At 72.9% G+C, this 14056-nt stretch carries 12 protein-coding genes and 1 pseudogene; 7 read left to right on the top strand and 6 right to left on the bottom strand.

Going from position 1 to position 14056, the window contains the following annotated elements; genetic code table 11:
- Nucleotides 1-1362, top strand: a pseudogene (locus E1258_RS21975) (class I tRNA ligase family protein); the annotation flags it as partial.
- Here E1258_RS21975 and E1258_RS21970 read toward each other — a convergent pair.
- Nucleotides 1348-1995: a hypothetical protein gene (locus E1258_RS21970; protein ID WP_243715614.1), complete on the bottom strand. Its 648-nt coding sequence runs from the start codon at nucleotides 1993-1995 to the stop codon at nucleotides 1348-1350. The pseudogene E1258_RS21975 and the gene E1258_RS21970 overlap by 15 nt on opposite strands.
- Nucleotides 1996-2200: 205 nt before the next feature.
- Here E1258_RS21970 and E1258_RS21965 point away from each other — a divergent pair, with 205 nt between their 5' ends.
- The 4 genes from E1258_RS21965 to galT all read left to right on the top strand — a co-directional run bounded on the left by E1258_RS21965 (nucleotide 2201) and on the right by galT (nucleotide 6537).
- Nucleotides 2201-2791: a DM13 domain-containing protein gene (locus tag E1258_RS21965; protein ID WP_132404435.1), complete on the top strand. Its 591-nt coding sequence runs from the start codon at nucleotides 2201-2203 to the stop codon at nucleotides 2789-2791.
- Between the two features lie 97 nt (nucleotides 2792-2888).
- The gene (gene cysC / locus E1258_RS21960) at nucleotides 2889-4418 is read left to right on the top strand and encodes an adenylyl-sulfate kinase (RefSeq protein WP_132404433.1); all 1530 of its coding nucleotides are present in this window, start codon (nucleotides 2889-2891) and stop codon (nucleotides 4416-4418) included.
- 194 nt (nucleotides 4419-4612) lie between these two features.
- The gene (locus E1258_RS21955; protein ID WP_132404430.1) at nucleotides 4613-5455 is read left to right on the top strand and encodes a DeoR/GlpR family DNA-binding transcription regulator; all 843 of its coding nucleotides are present in this window, start codon (nucleotides 4613-4615) and stop codon (nucleotides 5453-5455) included.
- The gene (gene galT / locus E1258_RS21950) at nucleotides 5452-6537 is read left to right on the top strand and encodes a galactose-1-phosphate uridylyltransferase (protein WP_132404427.1); all 1086 of its coding nucleotides are present in this window, start codon (nucleotides 5452-5454) and stop codon (nucleotides 6535-6537) included. The genes E1258_RS21955 and galT overlap by 4 nt, the downstream gene beginning before the upstream one ends.
- Before the next feature lie 349 nt (nucleotides 6538-6886).
- Here galT and E1258_RS21945 read toward each other — a convergent pair whose 3' ends face one another.
- The 5 genes from E1258_RS21945 to purN form a co-directional block, all read right to left on the bottom strand.
- Nucleotides 6887-8104, bottom strand: a complete 1218-nt coding sequence (locus E1258_RS21945; protein ID WP_007072901.1) for an NADP-dependent isocitrate dehydrogenase — start codon at nucleotides 8102-8104, stop codon at nucleotides 6887-6889.
- A 488-nt stretch (nucleotides 8105-8592) separates the two neighbouring features.
- The gene (locus E1258_RS21935; RefSeq protein WP_132404424.1) at nucleotides 8593-9543 is read right to left on the bottom strand and encodes a malate dehydrogenase; all 951 of its coding nucleotides are present in this window, start codon (nucleotides 9541-9543) and stop codon (nucleotides 8593-8595) included.
- A 168-nt stretch (nucleotides 9544-9711) separates the two neighbouring features.
- The gene (locus tag E1258_RS21930) at nucleotides 9712-10572 is read right to left on the bottom strand and encodes a bifunctional methylenetetrahydrofolate dehydrogenase/methenyltetrahydrofolate cyclohydrolase (protein WP_132404421.1); all 861 of its coding nucleotides are present in this window, start codon (nucleotides 10570-10572) and stop codon (nucleotides 9712-9714) included.
- A gap of 85 nt (nucleotides 10573-10657) precedes the next feature.
- Nucleotides 10658-12229, bottom strand: coding sequence for a bifunctional phosphoribosylaminoimidazolecarboxamide formyltransferase/IMP cyclohydrolase (gene purH / locus E1258_RS21925; protein WP_132404418.1), 1572 nt, complete (start codon nucleotides 12227-12229; stop codon nucleotides 10658-10660).
- Nucleotides 12226-12846, bottom strand: a complete 621-nt coding sequence (purN, locus tag E1258_RS21920) for a phosphoribosylglycinamide formyltransferase (protein WP_132404416.1) — start codon at nucleotides 12844-12846, stop codon at nucleotides 12226-12228. The genes purH and purN overlap by 4 nt, the downstream gene beginning before the upstream one ends.
- Before the next feature lie 271 nt (nucleotides 12847-13117).
- On the opposite strand from purN, the gene E1258_RS21915 reads away from it, so the two are divergent.
- Both E1258_RS21915 and E1258_RS21910 read left to right on the top strand, forming a co-directional pair.
- Nucleotides 13118-13372 carry a CD225/dispanin family protein gene (locus tag E1258_RS21915; RefSeq protein ID WP_232290128.1) on the top strand — a complete coding sequence of 85 codons (255 nt, stop codon included), beginning with the start codon at nucleotides 13118-13120 and terminating at the stop codon, nucleotides 13370-13372.
- A gap of 29 nt (nucleotides 13373-13401) precedes the next feature.
- Nucleotides 13402-13968: a DUF4190 domain-containing protein gene (locus tag E1258_RS21910; RefSeq protein ID WP_132404413.1), complete on the top strand. Its 567-nt coding sequence runs from the start codon at nucleotides 13402-13404 to the stop codon at nucleotides 13966-13968.
- The last annotated feature ends 88 nt before the right edge of the window (nucleotides 13969-14056 follow it).

The raw sequence follows: 14056 nt of genomic DNA, 5'->3' as shown, positions 1-14056 counted from the left end.
GGTCTGCCACCACGACGACGAGCGCTACGCGGACCTGGTGGGCGCGGTGGTGCGTACCCCCGTCTTCTCCGTCGAGGTGCCGGTGCGCGCGCACCCGCTGGCGGACCCGGCCAAGGGCACGGGCGTCGCGATGGTGTGCACGTTCGGCGACCTGACCGATGTGACCTGGTGGCGTGAGCTTCAGCTCGACACGCGGGTGGTGATCGGCCGCGACGGCCGGCTGCTGCCGGAGCCGCCAACCGGCGTGCCGGCGCAGCCGTACGCGGCGCTGGCCGGGCAGACCGTGGCCGGTGCCCGGCGGAGGGTGGTGGAGCTGCTCGCCGCCGCGGGCGACCTGGTGGGCGAGCCGCGCCCGGTCGTGCACCCGGTGAAGTTCTACGAGAAGGGCGACCGGCCGCTGGAGATCGTCTCCACCCGGCAGTGGTACCTGCGCAACGGGGCCGCGACGCCGGCCTGCGCGCGGAGCTGCTGGCCCGGGGCGGCGAGCTGAACTGGGTGCCGGGGCACATGCGCAGCCGCTACGAACACTGGGTGGGCGGGCTTACCGGTGACTGGCTGGTCAGCCTCGGCAGCGCTTCTTCGGGGTGCCGGTCCCGGTGTGGTACCGGCTCGACGACACTGGCGAGCCGGACTTCACCCACCCTCTCACACCGGACGAGTCGGCGCTCCCGGTCGACCCGTCCGGCGAGCCGCCTCCCGCTGCTCAACGCCTCGCGGTTCGCCCTCGGGCTGGGCGCGGCCGACGCGCTGCGCGCCCCGGCGACCGAGCCGCTGGACACCGCGATGCTCGCCGAGCTGTCCGGCGTGGTCGCCGCCGCCACGGCCGCCTTCGACGGGTACGACCACACGGGCGCGTTGCAGGCGGCCGAGTCGTTCTTTGGCGGTTCTGCGACGACTACATCGAGCTGGTCAAGGAACGCGCCTACGGCACCGGGCCGGGGGGCGACTCGGCGCGGGCGGCGCTGGCCACCGCCCTGTCGGTCCAGTTGCGGCTGTTCGCCCCGGTGCTGCCGTTCGCCACCGAGGAGGTGTGGTCCTGGTGGCGGTACGGGTCGGTGCACCGCGCCCCGTGGCCCACCACGTACGAAGTGGACCGGGCGATCCGGGGCGAGGGCGACCCGGGGCTGCTGCGGTTGGCCGCCGACGCGCTGGGTCAGGTGCGCCGCGCCAAGTCGGAGCGAAAGTTGTCGATGCAGGCGGAGGTCCCGCGTCGCGGAGGCGCTCGGCCCGGCCGACCTGCTCGACCGGCTGATGCTGGTCGCGGGCGACGTGCGGGCTGCGGGGCGGATCGGCAGGCTCGACCTGCTGCCGGGTCGCACCCCGGAACTGGTCGTCGCCTGCGCTGTGTCACCAGCCGCGTAGCATGCGTACGCCGAGCAGGGCGGCGACCACGGCCGGCCCGAGCAGCAGGGTGACCGCCTGGAGCCGGTACGGCATCCGGTGCCGGGCGAGCTCGACGGCGTTCCCGCCGATGATCACGCCGGCGAGCAGCACGAAGCCGCCCCACCAGTGCGTCTCCCCAGGGTCGACCACCCGGTTGCGGATCAGCATCAGGGTCACCCCGACCCCCGTGCCGGCCAGGGCCAGCAGGGCGACCGTCCGGTGCAGCCCACGCGCCAGCGGGTCGGTCGGCCGCCACAGGTAGGTGCCGGCGACCGCCAGGCACGGCAGCATGACCAGCACCGGCCAGCCCCGGCCCGTCGTGCCGGTCATCAGCAGCGTCCCGACCGTGAAGACCAACAGGCCGACGCAGCCGACGACGTACCCGGCGAAGGCCCGGCCGCCGCCGCGCGCCAGCAGCGCCCCGCCGCCGGCACAGACCAGCGCCCCGGGGACCAGGACGAAGCCCGCCCACCAGTGGAACCGGCCGGTCGTCTGGGCGAGCGAAGTGGTCGCCGCTGTGGCCACGCCGGCGACCGCCAGGCTGGTCGCCCAGTGCCGCAAGATCTTCGGGTACGACCGCCGGGGCGCCGCCCGGCCCGTGTCCGCCACCATGGTCCCAGCCTGCCGGGGCGCTCGGGCTGGAGCCATCCGGCCAGCCCTACCTTTCCCCACTGTCGTGGACCGGTCGCCGTAGTGGCGCCCAGGCGACCCACGGATGAGCCGTGGAAAGGCAGGTGACGATCGCCGGCGCGGCGGTAAGGCTTCCGTAACCGGCCCGCCCGGTGCCGGCCGGCGGCGGCCAGGGAAGACTGGACGCATGATCGCCCGCCTGCTGCACAAGCCGCTGACCTGGGTCGCGGTCGCCGTGATCGCCGCCGGGGCCGCCTTCGGCCTGGCCTGGTTCCAGCCCTGGAAGCTGGTCACCGACACCGAGGTCGACGAGATGCTCTCGGCCGTCGAGGCCACCACCGCCCCGGCCGGGGCGGGCACACCGGGCCCGGCCGGCGCGCCCGCGACCGGCCCGGGCTCCCCCACCACCGGCCCGGCCGGGCCCATGGTGGTGAGCCGGGGCGACTTCGTCACCCACGAGCACGACACCTCGGGCAGCGCCCGGATTGTCCGGACCGCCGACGGCAGGTACCGCCTCGAACTCGTCGGGCTGACCACCAGCAACGGCCCGGACCTGCGGGTCTGGCTCGCCGATCAGCCCGTACGCCCGGGTACGGCCGGCTGGCGGGTCTTCGACGACGGCCGTTGGGTGGAGCTGGGCCGGCTGAAGGGCAACCGGGGCGATCAGGCGTACGACATCCCGGCGGGGACCGACCTGACCGCCCTGACCAGCGTCTCGATCTGGTGCAAGCGGTTCTCCGTCTCGTTCGGCGCCGCCTCGCTGCGAGCCGTCGCCTGAAACATCGCCGGGGTCAACCCCTAGTGATGGGAATGGCACTCTCGACCGATCGGCGACGGGCTGAGAAACTGTGGGCCGGCCAGAAAGTGGGGGTGCGATGAGCAACGGGTGGGTGCTGCCCGACGAGGTGCTTCGGGACGCGCCGGCGTACACGCCGCGGCCCGGGGAGCTGGCCGATCTCGAGTTGCTGGTGTCGGGGGCGTACGCGCCGCTCACCGGCTTCATGACCCGGGCGGACCTGGCCTCGGTAAGTCGGCGGGGGCGGCTCGCGGACGGCTCGCCGTGGCAGGTGCCGGTGGCCCTCCAGGTGCCCGCGGCGCTCGCCGGCGGCCTGGATCCGGCCGACCCGGCGCGCCGGGTGCTGGTGCTGTCCGACGGCGAGGGCGCCCCGGTGGCCTCGCTGGAGGTCACCGACGTGTGGCTGGCTCGCGAGGGGGTCGCCGGGGTCGGCGGCACGGTGCGCCGGCTCGGCGACGGCGGCCACGGCCCGTTCCAGCGGCTGCGCCGCAGCCCGGATGAGGTCCGGGTACTGCTGCCCCCGGGCCGGGTGCTGGGGGTGGTCGCCGACCGTCCGCTGCACCGCCCGCAGCTCGCCCAGATCGCCCACGCGGCCCGCACCCTGGGGGCGCACCTGCTGGTGATGATCCCGGTGAGCGAGGGGACGATCAACGGGCTGCCCTCGGAGGCTCTGGTGCGGGCGGTCTTCGCCGCTCGGGACCGGATGCCCCCGGCGACCCTGATCGCGGTGCCGCTGGCCCGCCGCCGGGACGAGATCAGCGACGCCCTGCTCCAGGCCCGGGTGGCCGCCGCGTACGGGGTGACCCACCTGCTCTCCACCGGCGAAATGCTCTCCGGTGCGGGGCTGCGGGTGCTGGTCCCCCGCGAGCTGGCCTACGACAACCGGGACGGGCAGTGGCGCTGGCGGGAGGACATCCCGCCGCGCAACCGGCGGCTGGCGCTCAGCCAGGCGGAGATCGACGATCTGCTCGACCGGGGTTTCCCGCTGCCCGAGTGGCACACCCCGCCCGCCGTGGCCAAGGAGCTGGTCCGGGCCCGGCCGCCCCGGCGGCACCGGGGGCTGGTGGTGTTCCTCACCGGCTTCTCCGGCTCCGGCAAGTCGACCATCGCCCGGGGCCTGGCGGACGTGCTGCGCGAGAACGGCGACCGGACGGTGACCCTGCTCGACGGCGACGTGGTGCGCCGGGAGCTCTCCGCCGGGCTGACCTTCAGCAAGGCCGACCGGGACCTGAACGTCCGGCGGATCGGCTGGGTGGCGGCCGAGATCGCCCGGCACCGGGGGGTGGGCATCTGCTGCCCGATCGCCCCGTACGCGACGGCACGGACGACCGCCCGGGAGATGGCGCACGCGGCCGGGGCCGGCTTCGTGCTGGTGCACGTGGCGACCCCGATCGAGGTGTGCGAGCAGCGCGACCGCAAGGGCCTGTACGCCCGGGCCCGGGCCGGCCTACTCACCGGCATGACCGGCATCGACGACCCGTACGAGGTGCCCACGGACGCCGACGTCGTGGTCGACACCACCGACATGTCGATCGACGAGGCGGTGCAGGCGGTGATGCACCACCTGACCGAGACCGGCTGGGTGGAGCCGCGCCTCCAATCCACCTGACCTCGCCGCTGACCTGCGCCGTCGCCGCCCGGCCCTCCGTCGAGGAGGCCGGGCGGTGGCGCGTGCACCAGCCCCGCCGGACCCACCGCCCCCTACGTCCCAGCTTCCGAAACAGCCACCCGCCGCGCTAGTGTTCAGCTTTGTTGAAACGCGTGCGACCACGTGAAAGGTGGCCGCGGGATTCGGAGGTGTGGATGCTCGCGCGGCAACGACAGGCGGCCATCCTGGAACGGGTCCGCGCCGCCGGCGGCGTCCGGGTGACCGAACTGGCCGCCGAGTTCGGCGTCTCCGACATGACGATCCGGCGCGACCTCGACACGCTGCACGAGCGGGGCCTGCTCGCCAAGGTGCACGGCGGCGCCACCACTGCCGGCCCCGGTTCGACCGACGAGCCGGGCTTCCACGCGAAGTCGGTGCGCCAGCTACCGGAGAAGGCCGCCATCGCCGCCCGCGCCGCCGAGCTGGTCCGTCCCGGCGCGGCGGTCGCCCTCTCCGCCGGCACCACCACCGCCGAGCTGGCCCGCCGGCTGGTCGACGTGCCGGGGCTGACCGTGGTGACCAACTCCCTGCCGGTCGCCGAGATCCTGCACGCCGGTGGTCGCACCGACCAGACCGTGGTGCTCACCGGCGGGGTCCGGACGCCGTCCGACGCGCTGGTCGGGCCGCTCGCGGTCGCGGCGATCCGGTCGCTGCACCTGGACCTGCTCTTTCTCGGCGTGCACGGGATCAGCGAGCGGGCCGGCTTCACCACCCCCAACCTGATGGAGGCGGAGACCGACCGGGCCCTGGTGGCCGCCGCCGACCGGCTGGTCGTGCTCGCGGACCACACCAAGTGGGGCACCGTCGGCATCTCCTCGATCATCGAGCTGGACGCCGCCGACGTGCTGGTCACCGACGACCGACTCGCCCCGGAGGCCCGGCAGGTGCTCGGCGAGCGGGTGGGCGAGCTGGTCCTGGTCGGGCGGGCGGAGACGACGAGCAAATCGGCACCGGGTCGGACGTCGACCACGCCAACAAGAGAGGGAACGGCGGAGTGAAGCGTACGACGATCGAGCTGGCCGACGGCCGGGAGCTGATCTACTTCGACGAGCGCGACGACGCGGTCCGCGACCAGCCGGACCGGCGGGAGCTTCCGCCGCCGCCGCCCGCGTCCCAGCTACGGTACGACCCGCTCACCGACGAGTGGGTGGCGGTCGCCGTGCACCGGCAGACCCGAATCTTCCTTCCCCCGGCCGATCAGTGCCCGCTCTGCCCGTCCCGGGGCGACCGGCTCAGCGAGATCCCGGCACCGGACTACGACGTGGCCGTCTTCGAGAACCGGTTCCCGTCGCTGAGTCAGCGGATCGCCGAGGAGCCGGCGGAGATCACCCCGTTCACCCTGGTCCGGCCGGGTCAGGGGCGGTGCGAGGTGGTCTGCTTCACCGACGACCACAACGCCTCGTTCGCCGCCCTCCCGCCGGGTCGGGTGCGCACGGTGCTGGACGCCCTCGCCGACCGGACGGCGGCGCTGGCCGAGCTGCCCGGAGTGGAGCAGGTGTTCTGCTTCGAGAACCGGGGCGTGGAGATCGGGGTGACCCTGCACCACCCGCACGGCCAGGTCTACGCCTACCCGTTCGTCACGCCGCGCACCCGGGCGCTGCTCGCCGCGGCCCGCCGGCACGCCGAGCGCACCGGCGGCGGCAACCTCTACGCCGACGTGCTCGCCGCCGAGCGCGCCGCCGGCACGCGCGTGGTGGCGACCAACGAGCACTGGACGGCGTACGTGCCGGCGGCGGCCCGGTGGCCGTTCGAGGTGCACGTCGCCCCGCACCGGCCGGTGCCGGACATCCCCGCCCTGAACGACGCCGAGCGGGACGCGTTCGGCCCGCTCTACCTGGACCTGCTGCGCCGCTTCGACGGGCTGTTCGACGCGCCGATGCCGTACATCGCGGCCTGGCACCAGGCTCCGGTGCGGATCGACCGTGAGCTGGGGCACCTGCACCTGCAGCTGTTCAGCATCCGGCGGGCGAAGGACAAGCTGAAGTACCTGGCCGGCTCGGAGTCCGGCATGGGGGTGTTCATCAACGACATCGCCCCGGAACGCGCCGCCGCCCTACTGAGAGAAGGGGCCCCCGCTTAACGCTTCCGGTAGAGCAGGGGTCCCCCGTTAACAGCCGGCAGACACGCGAGCAGCAATAGGGCAGCGGCGACGGCGACGCACCGCAACAGGGCGCGGGGGGCCCGGGACGGGCCCCCCGCAGGGAAGGGACGGCTGGCTGTGTGCGACAGCCTGGGAGGCTGGTTGTTCGGCACCCGTGCCGCGCGCGCGGTGACCGCGGTCAACCTCCCTGGACGCGACTGGCACCACGTCCACCATGCGCAACGAGCCACCTCACCCTCGGTGACGGCGCAGAAACGGCATCAATGGGGCGAACGCGACGAAACCTGCCGGCGGACGGCCGGCGGGCTTCGTCGGTACGGCGGCTGGATCAGGCGGCCAGCCGACGCGCCAGGTTCTCGTCCAGCGCGTTCATGAACTCGTCGGTGGTCAGCCACGGGGCGTCGCGCGAGATGAGCAGCGCGAGGTCCTTGGTCATCTGGCCGCCTTCGACGGTGTCGATGATGACCTGCTCCAGGGTGTTGGCGAACTCGGTGACCGCCGGCGTGCCGTCCAGCTTGCCCCGGTGGGCCAGGCCCCGGGTCCACGCGTAGATCGAGGCGATCGGGTTGGTCGAGGTCTTCTCGCCCTTCTGGTACTGCCGGTAGTGCCGGGTCACCGTGCCGTGCGCGGCCTCCGCCTCGACGGTACGGCCGTCCGGCGTCATCAGGACCGAGGTCATCAGGCCCAGCGAGCCGAAGCCCTGCGCCACGGTGTCGGACTGCACGTCACCGTCGTAGTTCTTGCAGGCCCAGACGAAGCCGCCCTCCCACTTCAGCGCGGCGGCGACCATGTCGTCGATCAGCCGGTGCTCGTAGCTGATGCCGGCGGCCTCGAACTCGGCCTTGAACTCGTTCTCGAACACCTCGGCGAAGATGTCCTTGAACCGGCCGTCGTAGGCCTTGAGGATGGTGTTCTTCGTCGACAGGTAGACCGGGTAGCCGCGGTCCAGGCCGTAGCGCATGGAGGCGCGGGCGAAGTCCCGGATCGAGTCGTCGAAGTTGTACATGCCCATCGTGACGCCACCGCCGGGGAAGTTGGCGATCTCCATCTCGACCGGCGCGGAGCCGTCGGCCGGGGTGTAGGTGATGGTCACCGTGCCCGGGCCGGGGACGACGAAGTCGGTGGCCTTGTACTGGTCGCCGTGGGCGTGCCGGCCGATGATGATCGGCTTGGTCCAGCCGGGGACCAGCCGCGGCACGTTGGACATGATGATCGGCTCGCGGAAGACGACGCCGCCGAGGATGTTGCGGATGGTGCCGTTGGGCGACCGCCACATCTTCTTCAGGCCGAACTCCTCCACCCGGGCCTCGTCCGGGGTGATGGTGGCGCACTTGACGCCGACGCCGTGCTCCTTGATGGCGTTGGCGGCGTCGATGGTGACCTGGTCGTCGGTGGAGTCGCGGTACTGGATCGAGAGGTCGTAGTAGTGCAGGTCGACGTCGAGGTAGGGCAGGATCAGCTGCTCCCGGATCTGCTTCCAGATGATCCGGGTCATCTCGTCGCCGTCGAGCTCAACGACCGGGTTGTTTACCTTGATCTTCGCCATCGACCGGCGCTCCTCTCGGGGGACACGTGCTCAAGCAGTACGAGCGTACTGGAAACTGGCTCGCAGTCCCCAGCCGGCCTCGCCCTGGCCGGGGGAAACGGGATGCACGACACAGGCGGCCGCCGGCGCCATCGCCGGATGCCACCGCGCCGCACCCTCGGGTCTATCACGGTCACCGCCCTCACCGACGGGGAGGGGGGGCGTTCTTCCAGCCGCGCGAGGAGGCGTTCCCGGCTGCCGGCCGAGCTGACCGCCGCCGGGATCGATTCGGCCGACGTCCGCACGGTCGTGCCGACCCACCTGCACTCCGACCACGTCGGCTGGGCCGTCGTCGGCTCCCTGGCTCCCGAGCGACTGCTGGTCACCGGCGACCTGCTGGTGCAGGCGGTCCAGCTCATCGACCCCGAGCTGGCGTGCGCCAACGAGGAGCAGCCGGAAACGGCGAAAGGGCGGGCCCGGCGTCGGCCGGCCCACCCCTTCCGCGCGGCTCACATGCTGGCGACGTCGGCCTGCTTCGCGCGGACGGCCTCGGCGGCCGCCTTGAGGCTGGCCAGCTCGTCGACGTCCAGGTCGGTCTCGACGACCCGCTTGACGCCCTCGGCGCCGATCTGGGCCTCCACGCCCAGGTAGACGCCGGAGATGCCATACTCGCCGTCGACCCAGGCGCAGACCGGCATGACCTCGCCGGAGTCCTCCGCGACGGCCTTGGCCATCCGGGCAGCGGCGGCCGACGGGGCGTAGTACGCCGAGCCGGTCTTCAGCAGCGCGACCACCTCGGCGCCGCCGTTGCGGGTCTTGACGACCAGCTCCTCGATCTGCGCGGCCGGCATCGCCTCGCGCAGCGGCTTGCCGTCCACGGTGCTCTGCGACGGCACCGGCACCATCGTGTCGCCGTGCGAGCCCAGGGTCAGCGTCTTCACCGACCGCACCGGCACCCCGAGGGCCTCGGCCACGAAGTTGGTGAACCGGGCGGTGTCGAGCATGCCGGCCTGGCCGAGCACCCGGTTGCGCGGGAACTGGGTGGCGAGTTGGGCCAGCGCGGTCATCTCGTCGAGCGGGTTCGACACGACGACGACCACGGCGTTCGGGGCGTACTTGGCGACGTTCTCGGAGACCTGGCGGACGATCTTGGCATTCGTCTCCAGCAGGTCCATCCGGCTCATGCCCGGCTTGCGCGGCAGGCCGGCGGTGATCACCACGACGTCCGAGCCCTCGATGGCCTCGTAGCCCTCGCCGTTCGGGCCGGTGGTGACGCCCACGACCTTGGTCTCGAAGCCCTCGATGGCCCGCGACTGGTTGAGGTCCAGGGCCAGGCCCGCCGGCTTGCCCTCCACGATGTCGGTGATCACGACGGTGTCGAAGACGTCGTACTCGGCCAGGCGCTGCGCGGTGGTGGAGCCGTAAAAGCCGGCCCCGACGACAGTGACCTTCTTACCCATGGTCGTCCCACTCCCTGTTACCAGTCGTTTTTCGGACCGTATCAGTCATCCTGACGGCAGACAGGGCAGGGGCACCGGCCATCGGCGGGATGGGGCGAACGTCACCGTTGCCGGGTACGCCCGCGGCGGCGGGCTCAGCCGTGCCAGGCCCGGACCGGGCGGTGCGGCTCAGCCGCGCTCGGCCCGCTCGACGACGTTGGTGAGCAGCATCGCGCGGGTCATCGGGCCGACGCCGCCGGGCATCGGGACCACCTTGCCGGCCACCTCGGCCACCTCGGGGTCGACGTCGCCGGTGTAGCGGCCCTTGCCGTCCGCCCCGATCACCCGGGTGATGCCGACGTCGACCACCGTCGCGCCCGGGGTGACCATGTCGGCGGTGAGCAGGCCCGGCACCCCGGCCGCGACGATCACGATCTTGGCCGCGCGGGTGTGCGCTGCGAGGTCGAGCGTGCCCGTGTGGCAGAGGGTGACCGTGGCGTTCTCGCTGCGCCTGGTCAGCAGCAGGCCGAGCGGGCGGCCGACGGTGTTGCCCCGGCCCACGACGGCGACGTTCGCGCCGCGCAGCGGCACGTCGTGCCGGCGGAGCAGCTCGACGATGCCGCGCGGCGTGCAGGGCAGCGGGCCGTCGTAGCCGAGGACCAGCCGGCCGAGGTTGACCGGGTGCAGGCCGTCGGCGTCCTTGTCGGGGTCGATCATCTCCAGCGCCCGCTGGGTGTCCAGGTGCCTGGGCAGCGGGAGCTGGACGATGTAGCCGTGGCAGGCCGGGTCGGCGTTCAGCTCGGCGAGGGTGTCGTCGACCTGCTGCTGGGTGGCGTCGGTGGGCAGCTCGCGGCGGATCGAGGCGATCCCCACCTCCGCGCAGTCGCGGTGCTTGCCGTTGACGTACGCCTGGGAACCCGGATCGGCCCCGACCAGGACCGTGCCCAGCCCGGGGACGATGCCGCGCTCCGCCAGTGCCTTCACCCGCGCCCGCAGCTCGTCCTTGATCTCCGCCGCGGTCGCCTTGCCGTCCAGGATCGTCGCCGTCACGCCCAGATCGTCTCACGCCCGCCCGCTCCGCTCCCCCGGACCCGGTGGGGTCGCGAGGGGAGCGGAGCCGGGCAGGTCGGTGGGATCAGTGGAAGAAGTGGCGGGTGCCGGTGAGGTACAGCGTGACGCCGGCCTCCTTGCAGGCGGTGACGACCTCCTCGTCGCGGATCGAGCCGCCCGGCTGGACGATCGCCCGCACCCCGGCCTCGATCAGGATCTTGGGGCCGTCGGCGAAGGGGAAGAACGCGTCCGAGGCGCAGACCGAGCCGGCGGCCCGCTCGGCGCCGGCCCGGGTGACCGCGAGCTGCGCCGAGTCGACCCGGTTGACCTGACCCATGCCGACCCCGACGGTCGCCCCGTCCTTCGCCAGCAGGATCGCGTTGCTCTTCACCGCGCGCACCGCCCGCCAGGCGAAGGCCAGGTCGCGCAGGGTGGTCTCGTCGGCCGCCTCGCCGGTGGCGAGCCGCCAGTTGGCCGGGTCGTCCCCGGCGGCGTCGACGGCGTCGCGCGTCTGCACCAGCACCCCGCCGGTGACCTGCCGCCACTCCGCCGGCAGCGGGGCGTACGCCGGGGCGCGCAGCAGCCGGAGGTTCTTCTTCGCCCGGAGGATCTCCAGCGCGTCCTCGGCGAAGCCCGGTGCCACCAGCACCTCGGTGAAGATCTCGGCGACCTGACGGGCCAGCTCCGCACTCACCGGCCGGTTCGCGGCGATCACCCCGCCGTACGCCGACACCGGGTCGCAGGCGTGCGCCCGGCGGTGCGCCTCGGCGACGTCGGCCCCGACCGCGATCCCGCACGGGTTCGCGTGCTTGATGATCGCCACGGCCGGCTGGTCGGCGAAGTCGTTCGCCGCCCGCCAGGCGGCGTCCGCGTCGACGTAGTTGTTGTAGGACATCTCCTTGCCGTGCAGCTGCTCCGCCTGGGCCAGTCCGGTGGGGCTGGCCGGGTCGGCGTAGAGGGCGGCGGCCTGGTGCGGGTTCTCGCCGTAGCGCAGCACCGCCGAGCGGCGCAGCGACAGCCCGGCGAACTCCGGCCACCCGGCGGCGTCCGGGGCCAGCGTGGTCGCGCACCACTCGGCCACGGCCACGTCGTACTCGGCGATGGCGGCGAACGCGCGGGCGGCCAGCACCCGGCGCTGGGCCAGGGTGAATCCGCCCGCGCCGAGGGCGGTCACCAGCTCCGGGTACGCGGCCGGGTCGGTGACCACCGCGACGGACGCGTGGTTCTTCGCGGCGGCGCGCACCATCGCCGGGCCGCCGATGTCGATCTGCTCGACGCACTCCTCGACGCCGGCGCCGGAGGCGACCGTGTCCTGGAACGGGTAGAGGTTCGACACCAGCAGGTCGATGCCGGCGATGCCGTGCTCGTCGAGCTGGGCGGCGTGCGACTGCTTGCGCAGGTCGGCCAGGAGCCCGCCGTGGATCGACGGGTGCAGGGTCTTGACCCGACCGTCGAGGATCTCGGGGAACCCGGTGACCGACTCCACCGGGGTCACCGGCACCCCGGCGGCGGCGATGGCCGACGCGGTGCTGCCGGTCGAGACGATCTCCACGCCGGCCGCGTGCAGGGCCTCGGCCAGCTCGACCAGGCCGCTCTTGTCGTAGACGCTGACCAGCGCCCGCCGGATCGGGCGGCGCTCGTCCTGACTGGAACTCACGGGACCGTGACCTTTCTTCCGGTGATCGTCCAACCTTCACGGACCAGCCGACCGACCTGCTCGACGAGTTGGCGCCGCTCGGCGGACTTGATGCGCTCGGTGAGCGTCTCCTCGTCGTCGTCGTCCAGCACGGGCACGGCGACCTGGGCCACGATCGGCCCGGTGTCCATCCCGGCGTCGACGAAGAAGAGAGTGGCCCCGGTGATCTTCACGCCGTAGGCGAGCGCGTCGCGGGGACCGTGGATGCCGGGAAACGCCGGCAGCAGCGTGTTGTGGGTGTTGAGGTAGCGGTCGCCGAAGGCGGCGAGGAACTCCGGGCCGACCAGCTTGAGGAAGCCGGCGGAGATCACCAGGTCAGGGCGGTACGCGGCGACCTGCTTGGTCAGCGCGGCGTCCCAGTCCGCCCGGGTCGGGTGATCCCTCACCCGCTCGACGAAGCTCGGCACCCCGGCGGCGGCAGCCCGGTCCAGGCCGGCGATGCCGTCCCGGTCCGCGCCCACGGCGACCACCCGGGCCCCGTACGCCGGGTCGACGGTGGCGTCGAGCAGCGCCTGGAGGTTGCTCCCGGAGCCGGAGACGAGGACGACGATGCGGGCGACGGACGCGGGCTCGGTCACGCGGCCACCCTATCGGGCAGGCCGGGGCCGACCACGTGTGGGCGGGCAGATCGCGCCCGGCGTTCCGCCGGACACCGGCGGCCGGCGGCCGGCGAATTGGCGGCCGCCGTTGTCGCCCGCACCATGTACGCTGCCGGTCGCTCGGTGTCCGGCGCAGGCCGGGTTCCGCACCCGACAGTGACGCGACACGCGCCGTGTGTCGATGGAATGAGGAGTACGCAGGATGCAGCCCGGTTACCAGGCCCCCCAACCGCAACAGATCAATAACAACATGACGATGTCCATCGTGGCCATCTTCCTGTTCTGGCCGCTGGCCATCCCCGCCATCATCAACGCGTCGAAGGTCAACCCGCTGATCCAGCAGGGCGACTACGCGGGCGCGCAGGCGGCGGCGGCCGAGTCGAAGAAGTGGTCCAAGTGGGCCCTGATCGTCGGCATCGTCTGGCTCGTTGTCGTCCTCGTGTGCTGCGCGCTGGGTGGTCTTGCCGGGCTCATGGGTGGAGCCAACAGCACCGCCAGCTACTGACAGCACCCTCAGTCAAGGAGCGTCGACGCATGCAGCCCGGTCAGGACCCGTACGGCCAGCAGCCCAACGACCCGAACCAGCCGCGGTACAACGACCCGTACGCCCCGCCGCCCCAGGCGCCGTACGGTCAGCAGCCGACGTCGGGCCAGCCCTACGGGCAGGACCCGTACGGTCAGCAGCAGCCCCACGGGCAGGACCCGTACGGTCAGCAGCAGCCGTACGGGCAGGACCCGTACGGTCAGCAGCAGCCCCACGGGCAGCAGCCGTACGGTCAGCAGCAGCCCTACGGGGCCGCGCCGATCTACCCGAACGCCGGCTACCCGCAGCCGCAGGGGCAGAACAACACCCTCGGCCTGGTATCGATGATCCTCGGTATCGCGTCGATCCCGCTGGCCTGCTGCCTGTACCTGGGCATCCCGGTCGGCATCGCAGCCGTGGTCACCGGCTACCTCGGCCGGCAGAAGGCGGCGCAGGGGCTGGCCAGCAACGACAGCCAGGCCAAGACCGGCTTGATCTGCGGTGCGGTGGGTGCCGGCTTCGGCATCCTGATGATCATCCTCGGTATCGTGGCGAACGTCAGCCTGCCCACCACCTGAGTCGGGCTCGCACCATCGCGAGGGGCGCTCCGGAGCTTCCGGGGCGCCCCTCGGCGCTCCCCGCCACCCCGCACGCCACCGCGTACAC

Source organism: Micromonospora sp. KC207 (genome assembly GCF_004348615.1).
In the GTDB taxonomy this organism is placed as follows: Bacteria; Actinomycetota; Actinomycetes; order Mycobacteriales; family Micromonosporaceae; genus Micromonospora.
Note: the sequence above shows the minus strand (reverse complement) of the source record. Positions and strands in the feature narration are given on the sequence as shown.

What these genes read in the sequence shown, in the direction of transcription:
- E1258_RS21965 (WP_132404435.1), top strand. Translation starts at nt 2,201, where the DNA reads ATGATCGCCCGCCTGCTGCACAAGCCGCTGACCTGGGTCGCGGTCGCC.
- E1258_RS21910 (WP_132404413.1), top strand. Translation starts at nt 13,402, where the DNA reads ATGCAGCCCGGTCAGGACCCGTACGGCCAGCAGCCCAACGACCCGAAC.
- E1258_RS21935 (WP_132404424.1), bottom strand. Translation starts at nt 9,543, where the DNA reads ATGGGTAAGAAGGTCACTGTCGTCGGGGCCGGCTTTTACGGCTCCACC.
- E1258_RS21970 (WP_243715614.1), bottom strand. Translation starts at nt 1,995, where the DNA reads ATGGTGGCGGACACGGGCCGGGCGGCGCCCCGGCGGTCGTACCCGAAG.
- cysC (WP_132404433.1), top strand. Translation starts at nt 2,889, where the DNA reads ATGAGCAACGGGTGGGTGCTGCCCGACGAGGTGCTTCGGGACGCGCCG.
- E1258_RS21945 (WP_007072901.1), bottom strand. Translation starts at nt 8,104, where the DNA reads ATGGCGAAGATCAAGGTAAACAACCCGGTCGTTGAGCTCGACGGCGAC.
- E1258_RS21915 (WP_232290128.1), top strand. Translation starts at nt 13,118, where the DNA reads ATGACGATGTCCATCGTGGCCATCTTCCTGTTCTGGCCGCTGGCCATC.
- E1258_RS21955 (WP_132404430.1), top strand. Translation starts at nt 4,613, where the DNA reads ATGCTCGCGCGGCAACGACAGGCGGCCATCCTGGAACGGGTCCGCGCC.